The 17,782-nt window shown below is 29.9% G+C and carries 12 protein-coding genes; all 12 read right to left on the bottom strand.

Annotation, left to right across the window (positions count from 1 at the left end):
* Position 1 precedes the first annotated feature (1 nt).
* Positions 2-472, bottom strand: a complete 471-nt coding sequence (locus TOPB45_RS02270) for a 23S rRNA (pseudouridine(1915)-N(3))-methyltransferase RlmH (RefSeq protein ID WP_013909240.1) — start codon at positions 470-472, stop codon at positions 2-4.
* A gap of 8 nt (positions 473-480) precedes the next feature.
* Positions 481-2,634 (bottom strand): LPS-assembly protein LptD, encoded by a 2,154-nt coding sequence (locus TOPB45_RS02265; protein WP_013909239.1) that lies wholly within the window; start codon positions 2,632-2,634, stop codon positions 481-483.
* 17 nt (positions 2,635-2,651) lie between these two features.
* Positions 2,652-2,951, bottom strand: a complete 300-nt coding sequence (locus TOPB45_RS02260) for a ferritin family protein (protein ID WP_013909238.1) — start codon at positions 2,949-2,951, stop codon at positions 2,652-2,654.
* Positions 2,952-3,028: 77 nt separating this feature from the next.
* Positions 3,029-6,457, bottom strand: a complete 3,429-nt coding sequence (gene dnaE, locus TOPB45_RS02255) for a DNA polymerase III subunit alpha (protein WP_013909237.1) — start codon at positions 6,455-6,457, stop codon at positions 3,029-3,031.
* 33 nt (positions 6,458-6,490) lie between these two features.
* On the bottom strand, positions 6,491-7,603 hold the full coding sequence (gene proB / locus TOPB45_RS02250) for a glutamate 5-kinase (RefSeq protein WP_013909236.1): 1,113 nt from the start codon (positions 7,601-7,603) through the stop codon (positions 6,491-6,493).
* 24 nt (positions 7,604-7,627) lie between these two features.
* Complete coding sequence (gene obgE / locus TOPB45_RS02245) at positions 7,628-8,629, bottom strand: GTPase ObgE (RefSeq protein ID WP_013909235.1); 1,002 nt, start codon at positions 8,627-8,629, stop codon at positions 7,628-7,630.
* A gap of 2 nt (positions 8,630-8,631) precedes the next feature.
* Positions 8,632-9,660, bottom strand: coding sequence for a DHH family phosphoesterase (locus TOPB45_RS02240; RefSeq protein WP_013909234.1), 1,029 nt, complete (start codon positions 9,658-9,660; stop codon positions 8,632-8,634).
* A gap of 4 nt (positions 9,661-9,664) precedes the next feature.
* The gene (locus tag TOPB45_RS02235) at positions 9,665-10,849 is read right to left on the bottom strand and encodes an exo-beta-N-acetylmuramidase NamZ family protein (RefSeq protein ID WP_013909233.1); all 1,185 of its coding nucleotides are present in this window, start codon (positions 10,847-10,849) and stop codon (positions 9,665-9,667) included.
* Positions 10,833-13,232: an N-acetylmuramoyl-L-alanine amidase gene (locus TOPB45_RS08505; RefSeq protein WP_013909232.1), complete on the bottom strand. Its 2,400-nt coding sequence runs from the start codon at positions 13,230-13,232 to the stop codon at positions 10,833-10,835. The genes TOPB45_RS02235 and TOPB45_RS08505 overlap by 17 nt, the downstream gene beginning before the upstream one ends.
* A complete protein-coding gene (mutS, locus tag TOPB45_RS02225) occupies positions 13,232-15,829 on the bottom strand; it encodes a DNA mismatch repair protein MutS (RefSeq protein WP_013909231.1) in 2,598 nt (865 codons plus the stop codon). Before mutS ends, TOPB45_RS08505 begins: the two co-directional genes overlap by 1 nt.
* Positions 15,829-16,464 carry a nicotinate-nucleotide adenylyltransferase gene (gene nadD / locus TOPB45_RS02220; RefSeq protein WP_013909230.1) on the bottom strand — a complete coding sequence of 212 codons (636 nt, stop codon included), beginning with the start codon at positions 16,462-16,464 and terminating at the stop codon, positions 15,829-15,831. Before nadD ends, mutS begins: the two co-directional genes overlap by 1 nt.
* Positions 16,445-17,710, bottom strand: a complete 1,266-nt coding sequence (locus TOPB45_RS02215) for a glutamate-5-semialdehyde dehydrogenase (protein WP_013909229.1) — start codon at positions 17,708-17,710, stop codon at positions 16,445-16,447. The genes nadD and TOPB45_RS02215 overlap by 20 nt, the downstream gene beginning before the upstream one ends.
* Positions 17,711-17,782: the final 72 nt, after the last annotated feature.

The following is a 17,782-nucleotide window of genomic DNA, read 5'->3' as shown; positions in this document are numbered from 1 at the left end:
TTCACTCCTTATGATAGGGAATACCTTTTATAATTGTAAAACTTCTATAAAGCGCTTCAACTAAAACTAAAAGAGTTATTTCGTGATTTAAGGTTAGAGAAGAAATACTCCAAATCTCTTTAGCATCCTTTTTTAATTCTTCAGATAATCCCTCTGGTCCACCTATAACAAAGGTAATAAAAGTTTGATTTTGCATTAAATTTTCCAACTTTTTAGCTAACTCAAAGCTTTTAAACGCTTTTCCTTTCTCATCAAGAACTATCAAATATTCTTTATCTGAAATGTATCTTTTTAATACCTCTCCTTCTTTTTTTATTCTTATATTTTTTTCAGATTCTTTGATTTTTACTTTTGGAAATAGAGCGGAAATTTCAACAAATTTTTCTAATTTATTTAGATAATACCCTAATCCTTCTTTAACAAAGTTAAATTTTATTGGACCTGGCATTAAAATTTTTATTTTCTGAAGCATTCTTAATGCTACTTTTCTATTCCATAACCTCCTAATCCTTTTAATTGAAAATGAAAATAAAATTTTGTATCTTTCGGAGTAACAGAAAATCCCAAACTGAGTGTATAACAGTCCTGTAAATAAGTTCCTATAAGTTTCATTTCTGTAGTTTCATCTCTTATAAGATTTCTGCTTATATAAAATTCTGCTAAGAAGTGATTTAAAATTTTAGATTTTAAATCAAGAGTAAGTTGTTTTGTATTCCATGCAGAATCTTCTTGATAAATTAAATCTATATAATCAAGATATACATCTCTTAAGCTTAAACTAAGAGAATGTTTTTTTAATCCAAGTCCATAAAAATTATAAGCTGTATCATATCTTGCATAAATAAAGGGACTGTAATTAAGTAGGACTTGTAAGAATATGTCAGAAAAGGGTTTTTCTTCAGGTTTGGTAGCCGTAGCTGAGCGCTCTCCCTTTACAAAATCATATTGCTGATAGGCTCTGATTATTAAAAAATTTTTACGAGAGGGGAAACTAAAATATTGCCAAAGTCCATATTCTAAGGTGTGAGTTTTATTACTAATTAAGTCTTCATAATCAAATTGGGGAATGTTAGTTTCACTTGGTTTAGAACGATAAAAATAAGTAGCATAGGGCTTTAAAGTATGTAAAAATCTTAAATTTTTATCAAAAATAGTTAAAAAATCATAATATTTATAAAGCAAAACATAAGAATTTATCAAAAATTCATAATAATTTCGGTTTATACTACTTTCTTTAAAACTCTCTTTTTCTCTTAGGTTATAGAAACTAAAATTATAATTAAAGCTTGCAGAATTAAAAAACATACCAATTTTAAAAGGATAAGTAATACCCACTTTGGTATCAATTTTGTCTCCATAATATCCTTCTTTTCTGTAAGTATAAAGATATTTTAAAGATGCTTCAGGAAATAAGATATTTAAAATACTTGTAGGTAAAAAGTTAAAATTAAAATTAAAAAGGGGCTGTAAAATGGTATCACTATCAATTGCTCCATGATAATTTAAATAGGTATTTTCAAGTCTTGTATATAAACTATTTCTATAATATTGAATCCAAAATTTTGAAGTTCTATATTCCTGTGCCTTATCTTCTATATCTCTATTAAATCTTCCTAAAATTTGTGCCCTTGTGTTTGAGTAACCCCCTTCTCCTACATCAAATTCTTCTAAAAATCCTCTCTCTGATACCACATCAAAATCTAAATGGGCATCTAAATTAGGTTTCATTCCGTAATCTATTTTTCCAACAACCCACCATTTATTTTTTTCTGGTTTTTCTTCAATAGCATATCCTTCTTTCGCTATATCTTTTAAGTATCTAATTTTTATTAGCCCTTGAAATTCTTTTTCAAATTTAAATTGGTTTTCTATATCCATTAACATTCCTCTTTTAGTAAGATAAAAGGGAGATATAGTAAAATCTATTTGATCTGTAAAAGCCCAAAAAAGGGGTATCTGTATCCCAAATCCCAATCTACTTCCTTGAAAAAATTTTGGAGTTAAAAATCCAGTTTTTCTGGGAATAGTTATAGGCAAATTAACTTTAGGAATATAGGCAGCTTTAGGGAAATATCCTATAGGAACATTTTTAATTTTAAATTTGGTTGCTTCTCCACTACTTATACCTTCTGGTGTTAATAAAAAATTATCAACTTCTAAACTCCAAGGAGGAAAATCTTTTTCATTTTCACAATCAAGTTCACAAGTAGTGATAAGTGCTTTTTTAGCAAAATATTCATTTAAAGCATTTTTATGAAAATCTATAGCTTTTATTCTTATTTGTTCCTTTTTTAAAAAAATAAAGGCTCTATCTGCCCAAATTTCCTCATTTCTTAAATCTAAAAACCCTTTATTTCCTTCAGTAGTTGCATTTTTTTGAAAATCAAAAATTTTAAAATTTTCCAAAATTAAATATTCTGTTTCAACTTCATATTTAGCAGTTTGAGCCCAGATTAGAAATTCTTTGCTATTTATAACTACATCTCCTTTTGCAATGACAATTTCTGGTTTATGAAAAACCTCTATCTTTTGTGCTGTAATTTCAAAAGTTTTTTTATAAGCTGAAAAACAAGAAGATATGATAAAAGAAAAGAAGAAAAGAATAATTATAATAAAATTACATAAATAAAGCATTCACTTATTTTAAAAATTTATTCTTCCTCTTCTTCACCTTCTAAAATTTCTTCTACTTCTTCTTCTCCAGCTGACAATTCCTCTTCTTGTTCTTCATCTTTCATAAGAAGCATAGTCAAAAATTCTCCTACATGGGTTTTTTCTTCTCTTGCTATGTCAAGAAAAACAGCTTTTAAATTTTCATCCTCAGTCATAGCTGCCAATTGTTCATAAAGATTAATGGCATCAAGTTCTGCAATAATTGCTACTCTAAGGATTTGTTTGTCAAGATCTTCATCTTCAATTTTTGAAAGATCAAAGGGAATTTTGGAAAGCATATCTTCCTCCTTTAGAGTTTTTAAAATTTTATTGTAGCCTATAGAAATTTAATTTTCAAGTAAAAACTTTAAAATTTTTATGAAAAAATCACTTTTAAATGAATTTCTTCAAAGGTGTCCAATAATAAAGATAAATGTTCATAAGAGGGGTCTATTTTATATCCGTTTATTTCAAAACATACTAAATAGTCTGGATATTTTAAATAAAGTTGGATAGGTAATCCTGATTTTAAATCTTCTTCTTTTATCAAAAAATTCTTAAAATATTCTAATTTTTCTTCTTTAAAATTTTCAGAAGAAAATAGAATATTTAATTTCCCATCTTTAAAAAATTTTAAATCTTTTAACTCTGCCAAATCTTCTATTAAAAGAACCTTGTTTTCTTCCTCTTTATCTACTTCCCCTTTAAACCAAAGCATTGCTCCTTCTTTTAAAAGGTGCATATACTGATTATACAAATCGGGGAAAACAAGAGCTTTTAAAGATGACTTTTCATCTTCTATTTTTATAATAGCCATTTTTTCTCCGTTTCTGGTGCTTTTTACTTTTATTTCTGAAATAACTCCAGCTACAATAATTTTTGTTCCTTCCTCAATTTCTTTTATTTTTTCCACATAATAAGAAGAAAAAATATTGATCCATTTTCTAAATCTTCTCATTGGATGATCAGTAAGATAAAATCCCAAAGCGGATTTTTCAAAATTTAATGTTTCATCTAAATCCCAAGGAGGAACCTCTTCCAAATTAAAGGTTTTATCTAAGCTTAGTAAAGAACCTTGTTTAAAAAGAATAGAAAATTTAGCTTGGTTAGAAATAGAAAGAACTGAAGGAAGATTATGCATAAGTTTAGCTCTATTAGGTTCTAAACTGTCAAAAGCACCTGCTTTAATAAGGGCTTCTATAGTTTTTCTATTTACCTTTTTAGTATCCACTTTACTACAAAAATCTATAAAAGACTCATAAGGTCTTTTCTTTAAAATTTCATTTACAGCTTCTTCTCCTACATTTTTAATGGCATAAAGTCCTATTCTAATGGCTGAACCTTCTACTGTAAATCCTGCTTCACTTTTATTTATGTCTGGTGGTAAAATTTTTATTCCCATCTCATTTGCTAAAGCTATATATTTACTAACTTCTTCGCTTTTGTTAGCAGAATAGGTAAGAATTCCTGCAATGAAGTATACGGGGTAATGTGCTTTTAAATAAGCAGTTTGATAGGATAGAAGAGCATAGGCTGCTGAATGACTTTTATTGAATCCATAATCTGCAAATTTTTCAATTAAATCATATACCTTTTCAGCTATTTCAAGAGGTATATTTCTTTCAACAGAACGAGAAATAAATTCTTTTTTTAGATTTTCCATAAGTTCTTTTTCTTTTTTACCTATAGCCCTTCTTAATAAATCTGCCTCTCCCAAGGTATAACCTGCAAATGCTCTTGCTATTTCCATTACCTGTTCCTGATATACTATTACTCCATAGGTTTCTTTTAAAATAGGCTCTAAAAGTGGATGCAAATATTCTGGTTTTCTTTTTCCATGTTTTGTTTCTATATACTGATCAACTAATCCTCCTTCTAAGGGGCCTGGTCTATATAAAGCTAATACTGCAATAAGATCGTTAAAATCTGTAGGTTTAAGCCTCCTTAATAACTCTTTCATTCCGTCTGATTCTAATTGAAATACTCCATCAGTTTCTCCTTTCCTTAAAAGTTCATAAGTTTTTTCATCATTTAAGGGGATATCATCAATATTTATTTTTATTCCTTCATATCTTTCTATAAGCTTTAAGGTATGATCAATGATGGTGAGGGTTTTTAAACCTAAAAAGTCAAATTTTATTAGTCCTACAGCTTCACAAGCTTTCATATCAAATTGAACAAGAATTTCCCCTTCATCTCCTTTCATTAAAGGCGCAACTTCTGTAATTGGTTTTCCTGCTATAATAACTCCTGCTGCATGTTGACTTACATGCCTTGGTAATCTTTCAAGTTTTTTGGCAAGTTCAAAAAGTTTTTTTATTTTTTCAGATCTTTTAATTAATTCTTTAAACTCCTCTCTTTGTAATTCCTTTTCTAAGGTTACATTTATTCCAGGACTTATCATCTTTGCTATAGGATCTATTTCCTTAGGTTTAAATCCAAGTACCCTTCCTACATCTCTTACTACTTGTCTTGCTTTCAGTTGCCCGAAGGTTGCAATTTTAGCAATATATTCCTTTCCGTAAGTATTAGCTACATATTCTATAACCTCATCTCTTCTTTCCATGCAAAAATCTACATCTATATCAGGAAGACTTGGCCTTTCTTTATTTAAGAATCTTTCAAAAAGAAGTCCCCATCTCAAAGGATCTAAATTTGTAATTCCAAGAGCATATGATGTAAGTGCACCTGCAGCAGAACCTCTTCCTGGACCAACAGGAATTCCACGAGATTTTGCCCAATTTACAAAGTCCGCCACAATTAAAAAATAACTTGCATACCCTTTTTCAATTATAGTATCTATCTCATATTCTAATCTTTGCCAATATTTTTCTTCATCTTCTGCAAGTTGACCTTTGGCTTTAAGTTCTTTAAGTTTCCTTTCTAAACCCTCTCTTGCTTTTTTAATAAAATAACTTTCTACAGTTTCACCTTCTGGAATTTTCGCCTTAGGAAATAAAATTTCATCAGTTTTGATTTCTAAATCTATTTTTTCAAAAATTTCCATAGAATTAGTAATAATTTCTAAAGGATAATTTTTGAATCTTTCTCTCATTTCTTCAGCACTTGCAAAATAAAGCTTATCTGTATTAAACCTAAATCTATCGGGATCAGAAAGTTTATGTCCTGTTTGAATACATAAAAGGACTTCATGAGCAAGAGCATCCTCTTTATCTAAGTAATGACAATCTGCAGTAGCAACACATTTAATTCTCAATTTTTCAGCTATCTCTAAAATCCCCTCGTTAACTTTGTCTTGTTCGGGTAAATCATTTTTTTGAAGTTCTAAATAAAAATCATCCTTAAATAACTCTTTGTACCATTTGGCTACTTCTATAGCCTTATTTAAATTTCCTGCTAAAAGAAGTCTCGGAATTTCCCCTTCCAAACAGGCACTCATTGCTATAAGCCCTTGATGATATTGCTTAAGAACTTCTTTATCTATGCGAGGTCTATAGTAAAATCCTTCTAAATATGCAATTGAGGCTAATTTTAAAAGGTTTTGATAACCCTCTTTATTTTTGGCAAGCAAAACTAAATGTGTCCCGGCTTCTCCTCTTTTTGATGCTTTTTTTTCAAAACGAGACCCCTCAGCTACATAAAATTCGCAACCTATAATGGGCTTAAGACCTACTTCTTTTAACTTGGTATAAAAATGAATAATTCCATATAAAGTTCCATGATCAGTTACAGCACACCCTGGCATTCCATATTCTATGAGTCTTTTAGTAAGATCTTCTATTCTTATAGCTCCATCAAGGAGACTCCATTCTGTATGAAGATGGAGATGAACAAAATCAGACATAAAAGAAACACCCCCTTAAGAATTATTCTATTATTAATCTAAGATAACTAGATTATCTCTATGAATAACTTCTCTATTTATTTTAGCTTCATTTATTCTCAAATTGATAAGCTCTTGAGCTGAAAAATTGGTTAAACCCTTAGCTAAAGGTTTTCCTTTAAGATTAACACATTCTACACAGGCACCTTTGGGAAAATTACCTTCCACACTTACAATTCCTCCAATTAATAAACTTTTTCCATTTTCTAAGATAGCTTTTTCTGCTCCTTGATCAATATAAAGTTTACCCTCTGGTTTTATATAATATTTTATCCAAAGTTTTCTCATATTGAGTTTTCTTTCTTTTGCCCAAAATATGGTCCCAATATCTTCTCCGCTCCAAAATTTTTCTATAACAAGAGGGGTTCTTCCTGGAAGAATAACCATCGGTATTCCCATTGAATTTACCATTTGAGCAGAAAGAAGCTTAGAATACATACCTCCTCTTCCTAATCTTCCTGGATTTTTTCCCGCCATATTCATTATTTCTGGGGTTATTTCTTCAACCTCGCTAATTCTTTCAGCTTGAGGATTAATTCTTGGATCCTCTTTATAAAGTGAATCTACATCAGATAAAACTATTAAAATATCAGCTTCTATAGTCCCTGCTACTAATGCTGATAAAATATCATTGTCACTAAATCTTATCCCTTCTGTAGTAACTGTATCATTTTCATTTACAATGGGAATAATCTTCCAATTTAGAAGTGTTTCTAAAGTTTTTTTAGCATTTAAATATCTTTCTCTTTGAGACAAATCTTCATTAGTCAATAAAACCTGAGCAACTTGGATTCCATATTGCTGAAACATGTTTTCATAAGCTTGAATTAAAGCTGCCTGACCTACTGCAGCTAATGCTTGCTTTTCTGTTAATGAAATAGGTTTCTTATAATATTTTAATTTAGCCCTCCCACAAGCAATAGCTCCAGAGGAAACTAAAACTACCTTATAGCCTGATTTACAAAGTCTATTAATTTCATAAGACAAATTATGAAGAACTTGATAATCAAGTCCTTCATCTTCTTTTGTAATAACAGCACTTCCTACTTTCAAAACTATTTTTTTTACTTTATTCAGTAATTTTTGAATTTTTTCCTTTCTTTCCATATTAAACTATATTTGTTCTTTTTTTTATTTTTTTTCAAGTTTTCTCCACAATGCATAAACCAGCTCAACAACACCTTGTCCTGTAACAGCTGAAATTGGATATATTTTATTTTGATCTTCTTTTTCAAAAAGTTCAACAATACTTCTGATTTTTTCAGGATCAGGCATTAGATCTATTTTGTTTAAAGCTATTAAATATTCCTTTTTTAAAAGTTCTGGATTAAAATGTTTTAGTTCCTCTTTTAAGATTTTGTAATCTCTTATTACTTCTTTTTCTTTAGAAATATCAAGCATATATAAAATTATTCTTGTTCTTTCTATATGTCTTAAAAATTCATGTCCCAATCCTATTCCTTTATGAGCTCCTTCTATTAATCCTGGTATATCTGCTACAATAAAGGTATTTCCATCATAAAGTCTTACAACTCCTAAATTAGGTTCAAGGGTTGTAAAAGGATAATCAGCTATTTTAGGTTTAGCAGCTGAAATTCTACTAAGTAAAGTTGATTTCCCTACATTAGGAAATCCAACTAAGCCTACATCAGCGATAAGCTTTAATTCTAAAACAAGCCATCTTTCCTCTCCTTTTGTTCCTGGTTCTGCAATTCTTGGTGCCTGCCTTGTTGGTGTTGCAAAATGAGCATTACCTCTACCTCCTTTACCACCTCGAGCAACCACCAAAGTTTGACCAGGTTCTGTTAAATCACCAAGTATTTCTCCTGTTTCTAAATCTTTAACTACTGTTCCTACAGGAACTCTTAATATTAAATCTTCTCCATCCTTTCCTTTCATTTTTTTACCCATTCCGGGTTTTCCATTTTCTGCACGAAAATGAACTTGATGATGAAAATCGTAAAGAGTATGAACTTGTGGATCTGCAACTAAAATAACATCTCCACCGTCTCCTCCATCTCCTCCATCAGGACCGCCCTTAGGGACGTACTTCTCCCTTCTAAAACTTATACACCCTGGACCTCCATCTCCAGCTTTTACATGAATTTTGACTTGATCTACAAATCTTGCCATATTTAGCTTTTTTTTCTTTCATCTTTATATTTAAAATATTTTTCAAATAATTTAATTAAACTTTTGGTATCAAATTTTTCACTTTCTATATTTAGATTAGAAAATGGAATCTCTGCTCTTGCCTTTTCTCTATGCCCACCAGCAAATCCTATACTCTTAAAAAGTTTTTTAGCTAATTTGCCTGCATCTTTTTTATATCCATCACATCTAATTATAATTATTAAGTTTTTCTTAAATTCTCCTCCTACAAAAACCCAAGAAGTTTCATAAACTCTACTTAAAAAGTCTGCTATTATTACAAGAATATCTGTATTTAATACCTTACCTATATATACAAAAATTTTCCCTTTTTGAAATTTCATTTGATCTAATGCTATCTTAAAATATTTAAGCTCAGACCTTTTTATATGATGTCCTTCTATTTTGTTTAATAAATACTTATTCATATATTTATATAATTTTTGAAATGCTATTACATCGTGAAGATTTGCACTTCTCAAAAAATTATCAGTATCTACTTTTATCCCATAAATTAAAGCTGTAGCTAAATAAACAGAAGGTTTTATTTTTAAAGTTTTTAAATATTCAAAAAGTATAGTTGAAACAGCTCCATAATCTGGACGAATATCAACATATTCTGCTTCCCATCCTTCTGTAAAAGGATGATGATCTATAACTGCAGTAAATTTTATGTTTTTAAATTCTTCTCTATGAGAGGGTTGAGAATCAACAAGAATAAATTTATTATACATTCCGAGAAGCTCTGAAGAAAATTTAACCAATGGTATTTTCAAAACCTCAACCATTAATTGATTATTTAGCCTTACAATTTCATTTACATTAGAAATGTCTATTCTTTCTACTCTGTTTTGTAAAATTCTCTTTAAAGCAAAAGCACAGGCTAATGCATCAGGATCTGCCCAAATAAGGACTAAAACTCTGTCTTCTTTATTAAAAAGTTTTAAAAAATAATTAATTCTTTCTTTATTAGACCTAAATTTTAATTTTTTATAATTATTGGTTTTATACATTAAGTTAGTAAAATTTACACCCCTCTATTTCCTCCTCATAATTTTTTAAATTATAATACAAGTAAAAATCAAGGTCAATTTCGTCCTTTCCTTCTAACCATTTAAGAATTTTTGAATTCCCAATAAGAATCTCTATAGGCTTTTTTCTTTCTTCGAACTCATAGGGACCCTCAATAAATTTAAAGCTCTCAAAATTTTCTTTAATTGTTTTAATTATTAAAAGTGCTGTTTTAACTGGTTTAAATTTATGATAATTTACTATATGAAATTGGAAACCATAACATTTTTCTCCTTTCCATTTATCAAAAGTTGGCTCAAAAACAACAGGTCTGAGAATAAAACCGTCTTTTGCTGGTGAAAAAATTTTTTTAAATAAAGTAAAAAGATTTTTTAGCTCTAAATAGGGAGCACCAAAAATTAAAAAGGGATTAGTAGTTCCTCTTCCTTCAGAAAGATTGGTTCCTTCTAATAACACTTGCCCTGGATAAACTAAGGCTGTTTCCCAAGTAGGTATGTTAGGAGATGGAAAAACCCAAGAACGACCAGTTTCAGGATATAAAAAATTTTTTTTATATCCTTTCATTTTTATAACTTCTAAGTCAAGATTTTTAAATTTTCTTTTTTTAAATAAATTTGCTATTTCTCCTATAGTTAAGCCATGTCTCAAAGGTAATGTATCCATTCCCACAAAGGAAAAATATTTTGGTTCTAAAAGAGGACCCTCAATTTGAGCACCAATTGGATTAGGTCTATCAAATATTACCACTTTTTTACCATTTTCCTCACAGGCTTCCATTAAAAGGTATAAAGTCCATATATAGGTATAAACTCTACAACCCACATCTTGTAAATCTACAAAAACTATATCTACTTCATCCAAATGCTCCTTTTCTGGTTTTAATCTTTTTCCATACAAACTTATTACAGGAGTTTGAGTAATCGGTTCTATTTCATCTTCAGAAAATATCATATTTGCCTGTTTTTCAGAAAAAAGACCATGCTGAGGAGAAAAAATAAGTTTAAAATCCCCTTTAAATTGCTTTTTAAAAAGAATAAATACCGGAGTAAAGTTATAATCTACAGAAGCCTGATTACAAAGAAGAGCAACCCTTTTTCCCTTATATTTTTTAAAGATCTCCTCTTTAAAAAATCTTTCTACACCATATATTACCTTAGGATTTTTTCTCATAATAAGTTTGGGAAAATTTAAGACTTTGCATATATATTTCTATTCCCTTTGCTATTCCCTCTACAACCATTTCTAAATACTGCTGATCTTTCAATCTTTTTTCTTCTACAGGATTGCTTATAAATCCTACTTCTACTAATATGGCAGGCATCCTCGTTCCTACAAGAACAAGAAAAGGTGCAGATTTTACTCCTCTATCTATAGTATCTGGATAGTATCTACTTAAAGTTTTTACCAGTTCTTTTTGTACTTTTTCTGCAAGCATTCTTGATTCTGAAAGTTTAGTATTTACTAATATTGCTTTTATTAGATCTTGCAGATCACTTAAGGATTTATCTGAGGCAGCATTTTCTAAAGCTGCAACTCTCATTGCCTCAGGGTCTGTGGTAAAATTAAGATAATAAGTTTCAATCCCACGACCCTTAGAATCTGGAGAAGCATTTGTATGGATAGAAATAAAAAGATCTGCTTTTTTGCTGTTAGCTATAGCTGGTCTTTGAATAAGTGGAATAAATTTATCTTCTTCTCTGGTTAAAATCACTTCAATTCCTAATTGATTTCTTAATTTTTGCGCTAACATTTTAGCTAAAGTAAGGGTCACCTCTTTTTCTTTTAATCCTGAAGGACCCACTGCTCCTGGGTCTTCTCCGCCATGTCCTGGATCTACAACTATTCTTTTTATACCTAACCCAAATTGACGGGCTAAATTAATATATTCCTCTTTTTTAGGTTCTCCTTTTTTAGGAACTTCTTTGGCATAACTTTTTTGAATCTTTTCTTTTCCTATAAGATCTAAAACTAATTGATAAGGCTCTCTTAACTTAAAAATTTTATAGGAAGTTAAACTATTTAAATCTAACACTACTCTTACTGTTTTTTCATCAAATTGAGCTACCCTTATACCTGTTAAAAGGGCATCCTTTATGTCTATCTCCTTAGAGACCTTGCTATCAAGAATAGCTGGATAGATATCTACATATATCCTTGGTGGTCTCTCTTTATCTCCTTTTAATATATTAGCCTGGTATTCAAAATTATCAGAAACATTTATAATAACTCTGCTATAATCCTCTCCTGTAATTGGATGAACTTCTAATACCTTTTTAGGAGTAACAGTTAATAAAGCTATTTTTTCTTTTGCTGTTTCTTTAGGTATTTCTTTTGGGGGTTCTCTTGCTATCTTTTTTACTAGCTCTTTTTGAGGTTTTTTAGTCTTTAACTTTTTTTCTATTTTTTTAGATTCTTTCTCTTTTGCTTCTACCCTTTCTTCAAGTTTAGAAATATATACACTTTTTAGATATTTTGCTTTGAATTCTTCTGTAAGACTTTTTTCCTTCTCTTTATCTTTTACTTCTTCTCTATAAATTTGGATTAGTCTATAATAAGCTTCTTCTGCTTCTGAAGATCTGGGATGATTTCTTATTAAAAACCTATATCTTTCTATTGCTTTATTAAGTGACTCTGAATCTGAAAAATTTTTATAAAGATGAAAATAAATATTTGCGGTTTTTAATATAGCTTTCGGTGCAACATAACTACTTGGATATAATAAATAAAGTCTTCTATATTCACTTAAAAGCTTTAACCAATCTGTTCTTGTAGTCTGCGGATTTGAAAGGAATGATTCATATTTTCTTTCAAGCTCTGAAAAAGCTTTTTCTATATCTGAAACAGCAATTGCCTCTTTTTTTGCTTTTTCTTCCTCCTTTGCCTCCTTAACCCCTACTATCAATCTCTGACCTACCTTAACTTTCCCCCTCCTTAATTTGTTCCACCTCCTTATCTCACTTACACTAACACCATATCTCTTTGCTATACTCTCTAAAGTCTCACCTCTTCTAACAGTATGATAAATGTATTCTTTTTCTGAAATTTTTTCAGTTTTTGTTTTTTTTACCTCTATTTTTTCTTCCTTTTTAATAATTAGTTTTTGTCCTACATAAACTTTATTTGATTTTAAATTATTTAATTCTTTTAATTCCTTTACAGAAATTCCATATTTTTTAGCAATCTTATCTAAGGTTTCACCTCTTTTTACTATGTGATAAATAGCCTCTTCTTTAGCTTCTTCTTTTTTTATTGCCTCTTTTTTTGCTTTTTCTTCCTCCTTTGCCTCCTTAACCCCTACTATCAATCTCTGACCTACCTTAACTTTCCCCCTCCTTAATTTGTTCCACCTCCTTATCTCACTTACACTAACACCATATCTCTTTGCTATACTCTCTAAAGTCTCACCTCTTCTAACAGTATGATAAATGTATTCTTGGGAAGGATTTTTTGATAGATTTGAAGATTTAGTTTTAGCTAATAAAATTGAAGAATTAAAAACAAAAAAATAACCCAAAAATAATATCAAAAATAGAATTTTTAAAATATTTTTCATTATTTTTCTCTTTTTTCTTTTTCTAAAATTTCTTTTTTTAATTCCCAGAGAAAATTTAGAGCTGAAATGGGTGTCATTTCCTCTATATTTAGATTTTTAATCTTTTCAATTATAGGATTTGTCATTTCAAATATAGACAATTGTAAAACCTTTTTAGGAGCTAAGGTTAATTCTTTAGTTTCTTTTAAACTTTTACTCTCTAATTTATAAAGTATTTCTTTTGCTCTGTCAACAACTTCTTGAGGAATTCCTGCTAATTTGGCAACTTCTATTCCATAAGATTGATTAGCAACCCCTGGTAAAACCTTATATAAAAATATTACTTCTCCATTCCATTCCTTTACAGTTACACGATAATTTTTAATCCCTGAATAGAGCTTAGCAAGTTCTGTAAGTTCAATGTAGTGAGTAGCAAGAAGAGTAAAAACTCTTTTTTTATATAAATTTTCAGCTATAGCCCAAGCAAGAGACATACCGTCAAAGGTGCTTGTTCCTCTCCCAACTTCATCAAGAATAACTAAACTTTTAGAGGTTGCATTTTTTAAAATGTATGCACATTCGCTCATTTCAACCATAAATGTACTTCTTCCTTTTATGAGTTCATCTCCTGCTCCTATACGACTAAAAATTTTGTCAAAAATACCTACTTTTGCTGATTTTGCAGGAACAAAACTTCCCATTTGTGCCATTATAGCTATTAAGGCATTTTGTCTTAAAAATGTAGATTTCCCACCCATATTTGGCCCGGTAACAATTAAAACTGTAGCATCCTCTTTATTCATTTCTAAAGAATTAGGAACAAATTTTTCCTTACCTTGGATTTGTTCTAAAACAGGATGCCTTCCCTCTTCTACTATAAATATTGGTTCTTCTGTTATTTCTGGCATAGTGTAATCATTTTCTATAGCAACGGATGCTAAAGAAAGAAAAACATCAAGTTCTGCTAATGCCTTAGCTGTGGTTTTAAGTTTTTCTTTATATAAAGCCACCTTTTCTCTTAATTCCAAAAATAACTCATATTCCAAATTTCTTATTTTTTCTTCTGAAGAAAGAATTTTATTTTCAAGTTCTTTTAATTCAGGAGTAACAAATCTTTCTACATTAGTTAAAGTTTGTTTTCTTTCAAAATATACAGGAACTCTTTTTAGATAACTTTTAGAAACTTCAAAATAATATCCAAAAACTTTATTATAACCTATTCTTAAATTAGGAATCCCTGTTTTTTCTTTTTCCCTTTTCTCTAACTCAGAAAGATAATAAACTGCATTTTCTTTCAAATCTAAAAGTTCATCAAGCTCTTGGCTAACCCCTTTTTTTATTATTCCTCCCTCCTTTAAAGTTGTAGGTGGATCTTCAACAAGCCAAGCATTTAAAAGCTCATAAAGTTCTGAAAAATCTTCTATAGCTTTTAAAAGTTCCTCAAGTTTTTTAGGAAAAAATAAGGGGTTTTCCTTTTCTAAAATATCTTTTATTTCAGGAAGATATTTTAAACTTTCTCTTAGCAATCCCATTTCTTTGGGATTAGCTAATTTTAGTGCGCATCTTGTACTTAATCTTTCAAGATCAGAAATCTTTCTTAAAATTTTTTTTAATTCCTCTCTTAAAGTCTTATTTTCCACAAAAAACTTTACTACTTCTTGCCTTTCTTGGATTTTTTTAATATCCTTTAAAGGATATAGTATCCACTCTTTTAGAAGTCTTGCCCCCATTGGAGTTTGGGTTTTGTCAAGAACCCAGAATAAGGAGTATTTTTCGCTTCCATCCCAAAGATTTCTTATAAGCTCTAAGTTCCTTTTAGTAGATTCATCCAAAAATAGGAATTCTTCTGGATAATAAAACTGAGGCGCAGAAATTTTATCTACCAAATAGGGTTGGTAGATTTTTAAGTATTCTAAAATTGCATTAGCTGCTTTTAAACCTTCTTCATATTTTTTAAATTCAAAAATTTCTAAATTAAAATTTTTTAACCCCTCTTTTTTGAAAAAATTTTCTTCTACAAAACTTAAATGGGTTTTAGGAATATTCTGTTTAATTATTTTTACTAATTCTGAATTTTCTAATTTTTTACTTAATATTATTTCCTTAGGTTCTCTTTTTAAAATTTCAGAAAGTATTTCATCTTTTTTAAGTTCTGTAAAAATGTATTCTCCACAAGAAAGTTCTAAAAAACTCAACCCTGCTTTTTTTTCTATAAATAGACTTGCCAAATAATTTTTCTCTTTTTCTGATAAAGCGGAAAGATCTGTAAGAAGTCCTGGAGTATATATTTTTACTACTTCTCTTTTAAATAATCCTTTTGTGGTTGTCTCTTCTATTTGTTCACAAATAGCTACTTTAAATCCCATATCAACCAATTTCTGTATGTAAATTGAACTTTTATCTGCAGGGACACCACACATAGGTGCTATCAAATCTTTGCCTGCTTCCCTTTTTGTAAGAACAAGCCCTAAGAGTGGAGCAACTGTTTCTGCATCTTCAAAAAACATCTCATAAAAATCACCTAATCTAAAAAAGAGAATAGTATCAGGATATTTACTTTTGATTTCAAAATACTGCTTAAACATAGGAGTTATTTCTACTTTTATACTTCCTCTCATTACCTATAAAGCCCCTTTTCTTTGATATACCAATATACCTTTTCAGGAACTAAATATCTAATCGATCTTTTTTGACTTACCAATTTTCTTATTAAAGTACTTGAAATATCAAATAATGTGGTTTTACCAAAAAATACTTTCTTAAGCGCTTTGTCGTTATCTTTCCAAAGTTCTCTAATTTTATTATGGAAGTATCCTAAAGCTGAGTCCCAGTCTTTTATCCCTCTTGGTACAACTATAATATTTGTATAATCTAAAAATTCCTCATAATTCCACCAAGTTTCAAATTCACAAAAACTATCCCACCCAATAATTAGATATTTCTCACTTTCTGGATAGATTTCTTTTAATCTTTGAAGAGTTTTTAAGGTATAAGAAGGAATAATAACCCTTTCTATGTCAAGAACTTCAAAATAGGGATTCCCCTCAATCGCAAGTTTAACCATTTGTAATCTATCTTCAAAAGAAGAAAAAGACCCCTCTTTTTTATGAGGAGGAATCCCTGCAGGGATGAAAAAAACTTTATCAAGTTCCCAATTTTCTCTTACTTCTTCAGCTATTCTTAAATGGGCTAAATGGGGTGGATCAAAAGTTCCTCCTAATATTCCAAATTTTTTAAGTTCGGATTTGTCCATTACCAAATACAATAAATTTAGTTGTAGTTAATTCCTCAAGCCCCATAGGACCGTAAGCATGAATTTTAGTTGTAGAAATACCAATTTCAGCTCCAAGCCCTAATTCTCCACCATCATTAAACCTTGTTGAGGCATTCACTAAAACTACACTTGCATCAACCTCTTTTAAAAATTTCATAGCCTTTGAATAGTTTTCTGTAACTATTGCTTCTGTATGATTGCTTCCATATTTAGAAATATGCTCTATTGCTTCTTCTAAAGAATTAACCACTTTTATAGCTAAGATTAAATCTAAATATTCTGCATACCAGTCTTCCTCAGTTGCTTCCTTTGCCCAAGGTATATATTTTAAAGTTTCTGGACATCCTCTTAACTCTACTCCATATTTTTTATATTCCTCTGCCAAATCTGGTAAAAACTTTTCTGCAATATCTTTATGAACAAGCAAGGTTTCCATGGCATTACAAACTCCTGGCCTTTGACACTTAGCATTTATAGCTATAATTTTAGCCATCTCCAAATCGGCTTCATTATCCACATATACATGACATACACCCTTATAGTGCTTTATAACTGGCATTCTTGCTTTTTCAGTAACAAATCTTATAAGACCTTCTCCACCTCTTGGAATTACAAGATCTATATATTCTTCAAGTTCTAACATGTATTCCATTAATTTTCTTTCTGGAGTAGGAATAACTTGTACTGCATCTTCTGGAACATTAAATTCTTTTAAAGTTTCTCTAAAGATTTCACCAAGAGCTATATTTGAATTTAGGGCTTCTTTTCCTCCTCTTAAAATCACTGCATTCCCGCTTTTAAAACAAAGTCCTGCTGCATCAATAGTCACATTAGGTCTACTCTCATAAATTATAGCTATTACTCCTAAAGGTATTCTCATCCTTCCTACCCAAAGTCCATTAGGTCTTTTCCACATTTTAACTACTTCTCCAACTGGATCAGGTAAAGCTGCAACTTCTTCTAATCCTTTAGCCATTCCTTCTATTATTTTATCTGTTAAGGTTAAGCGATCAATGAAAGCTTTGGTATGTCCTTGAATTAGGGCTTGATTCACATCCTTTTCATTTATCCTTTTTAATTCTTCTTTTCTTTCTCTCAATTTTTGGGCAACTCTTTTTAAAACTTCATTTTTGGTATTAGAAGAAAGAGTTACTAAATTTTTTGAGGCTATTTTAGCCTTTTTTGCTATTTCTAAGATCATCTCCTTAAACCTTCCCTCTCCCATTCTACCCTCCTAATTAAAAATATTCGAAAATTAACGCCTTTCCAAAATAAAAACTTCTGCTAATATTAACTT

The sequence above is a fragment of the Thermodesulfobacterium geofontis OPF15 genome, assembly GCF_000215975.1.
Taxonomy (GTDB): domain Bacteria; phylum Desulfobacterota; class Thermodesulfobacteria; order Thermodesulfobacteriales; family Thermodesulfobacteriaceae; genus Thermodesulfobacterium; species Thermodesulfobacterium geofontis.
This window is presented reverse-complemented; position numbering and strand designations above follow the sequence as displayed.

Bases quoted from the DNA above. Each gene is read 5' to 3' on its own strand.
- TOPB45_RS02270 (WP_013909240.1), bottom strand. From the start codon at position 472: ATGCTTCAGAAAATAAAAATTTTAATGCCAGGTCCAATAAAATTTAAC.
- TOPB45_RS02265 (WP_013909239.1), bottom strand. From the start codon at position 2,634: ATGCTTTATTTATGTAATTTTATTATAATTATTCTTTTCTTCTTTTCT.
- TOPB45_RS02260 (WP_013909238.1), bottom strand. From the start codon at position 2,951: ATGCTTTCCAAAATTCCCTTTGATCTTTCAAAAATTGAAGATGAAGAT.
- dnaE (WP_013909237.1), bottom strand. From the start codon at position 6,457: ATGTCTGATTTTGTTCATCTCCATCTTCATACAGAATGGAGTCTCCTT.
- proB (WP_013909236.1), bottom strand. From the start codon at position 7,603: ATGGAAAGAAAGGAAAAAATTCAAAAATTACTGAATAAAGTAAAAAAA.
- obgE (WP_013909235.1), bottom strand. From the start codon at position 8,629: ATGGCAAGATTTGTAGATCAAGTCAAAATTCATGTAAAAGCTGGAGAT.
- TOPB45_RS02240 (WP_013909234.1), bottom strand. From the start codon at position 9,660: ATGTATAAAACCAATAATTATAAAAAATTAAAATTTAGGTCTAATAAA.
- TOPB45_RS02235 (WP_013909233.1), bottom strand. From the start codon at position 10,849: ATGAGAAAAAATCCTAAGGTAATATATGGTGTAGAAAGATTTTTTAAA.
- TOPB45_RS08505 (WP_013909232.1), bottom strand. From the start codon at position 13,232: ATGAAAAATATTTTAAAAATTCTATTTTTGATATTATTTTTGGGTTAT.
- mutS (WP_013909231.1), bottom strand. From the start codon at position 15,829: ATGAGAGGAAGTATAAAAGTAGAAATAACTCCTATGTTTAAGCAGTAT.
- nadD (WP_013909230.1), bottom strand. From the start codon at position 16,464: ATGGACAAATCCGAACTTAAAAAATTTGGAATATTAGGAGGAACTTTT.
- TOPB45_RS02215 (WP_013909229.1), bottom strand. From the start codon at position 17,710: ATGGGAGAGGGAAGGTTTAAGGAGATGATCTTAGAAATAGCAAAAAAG.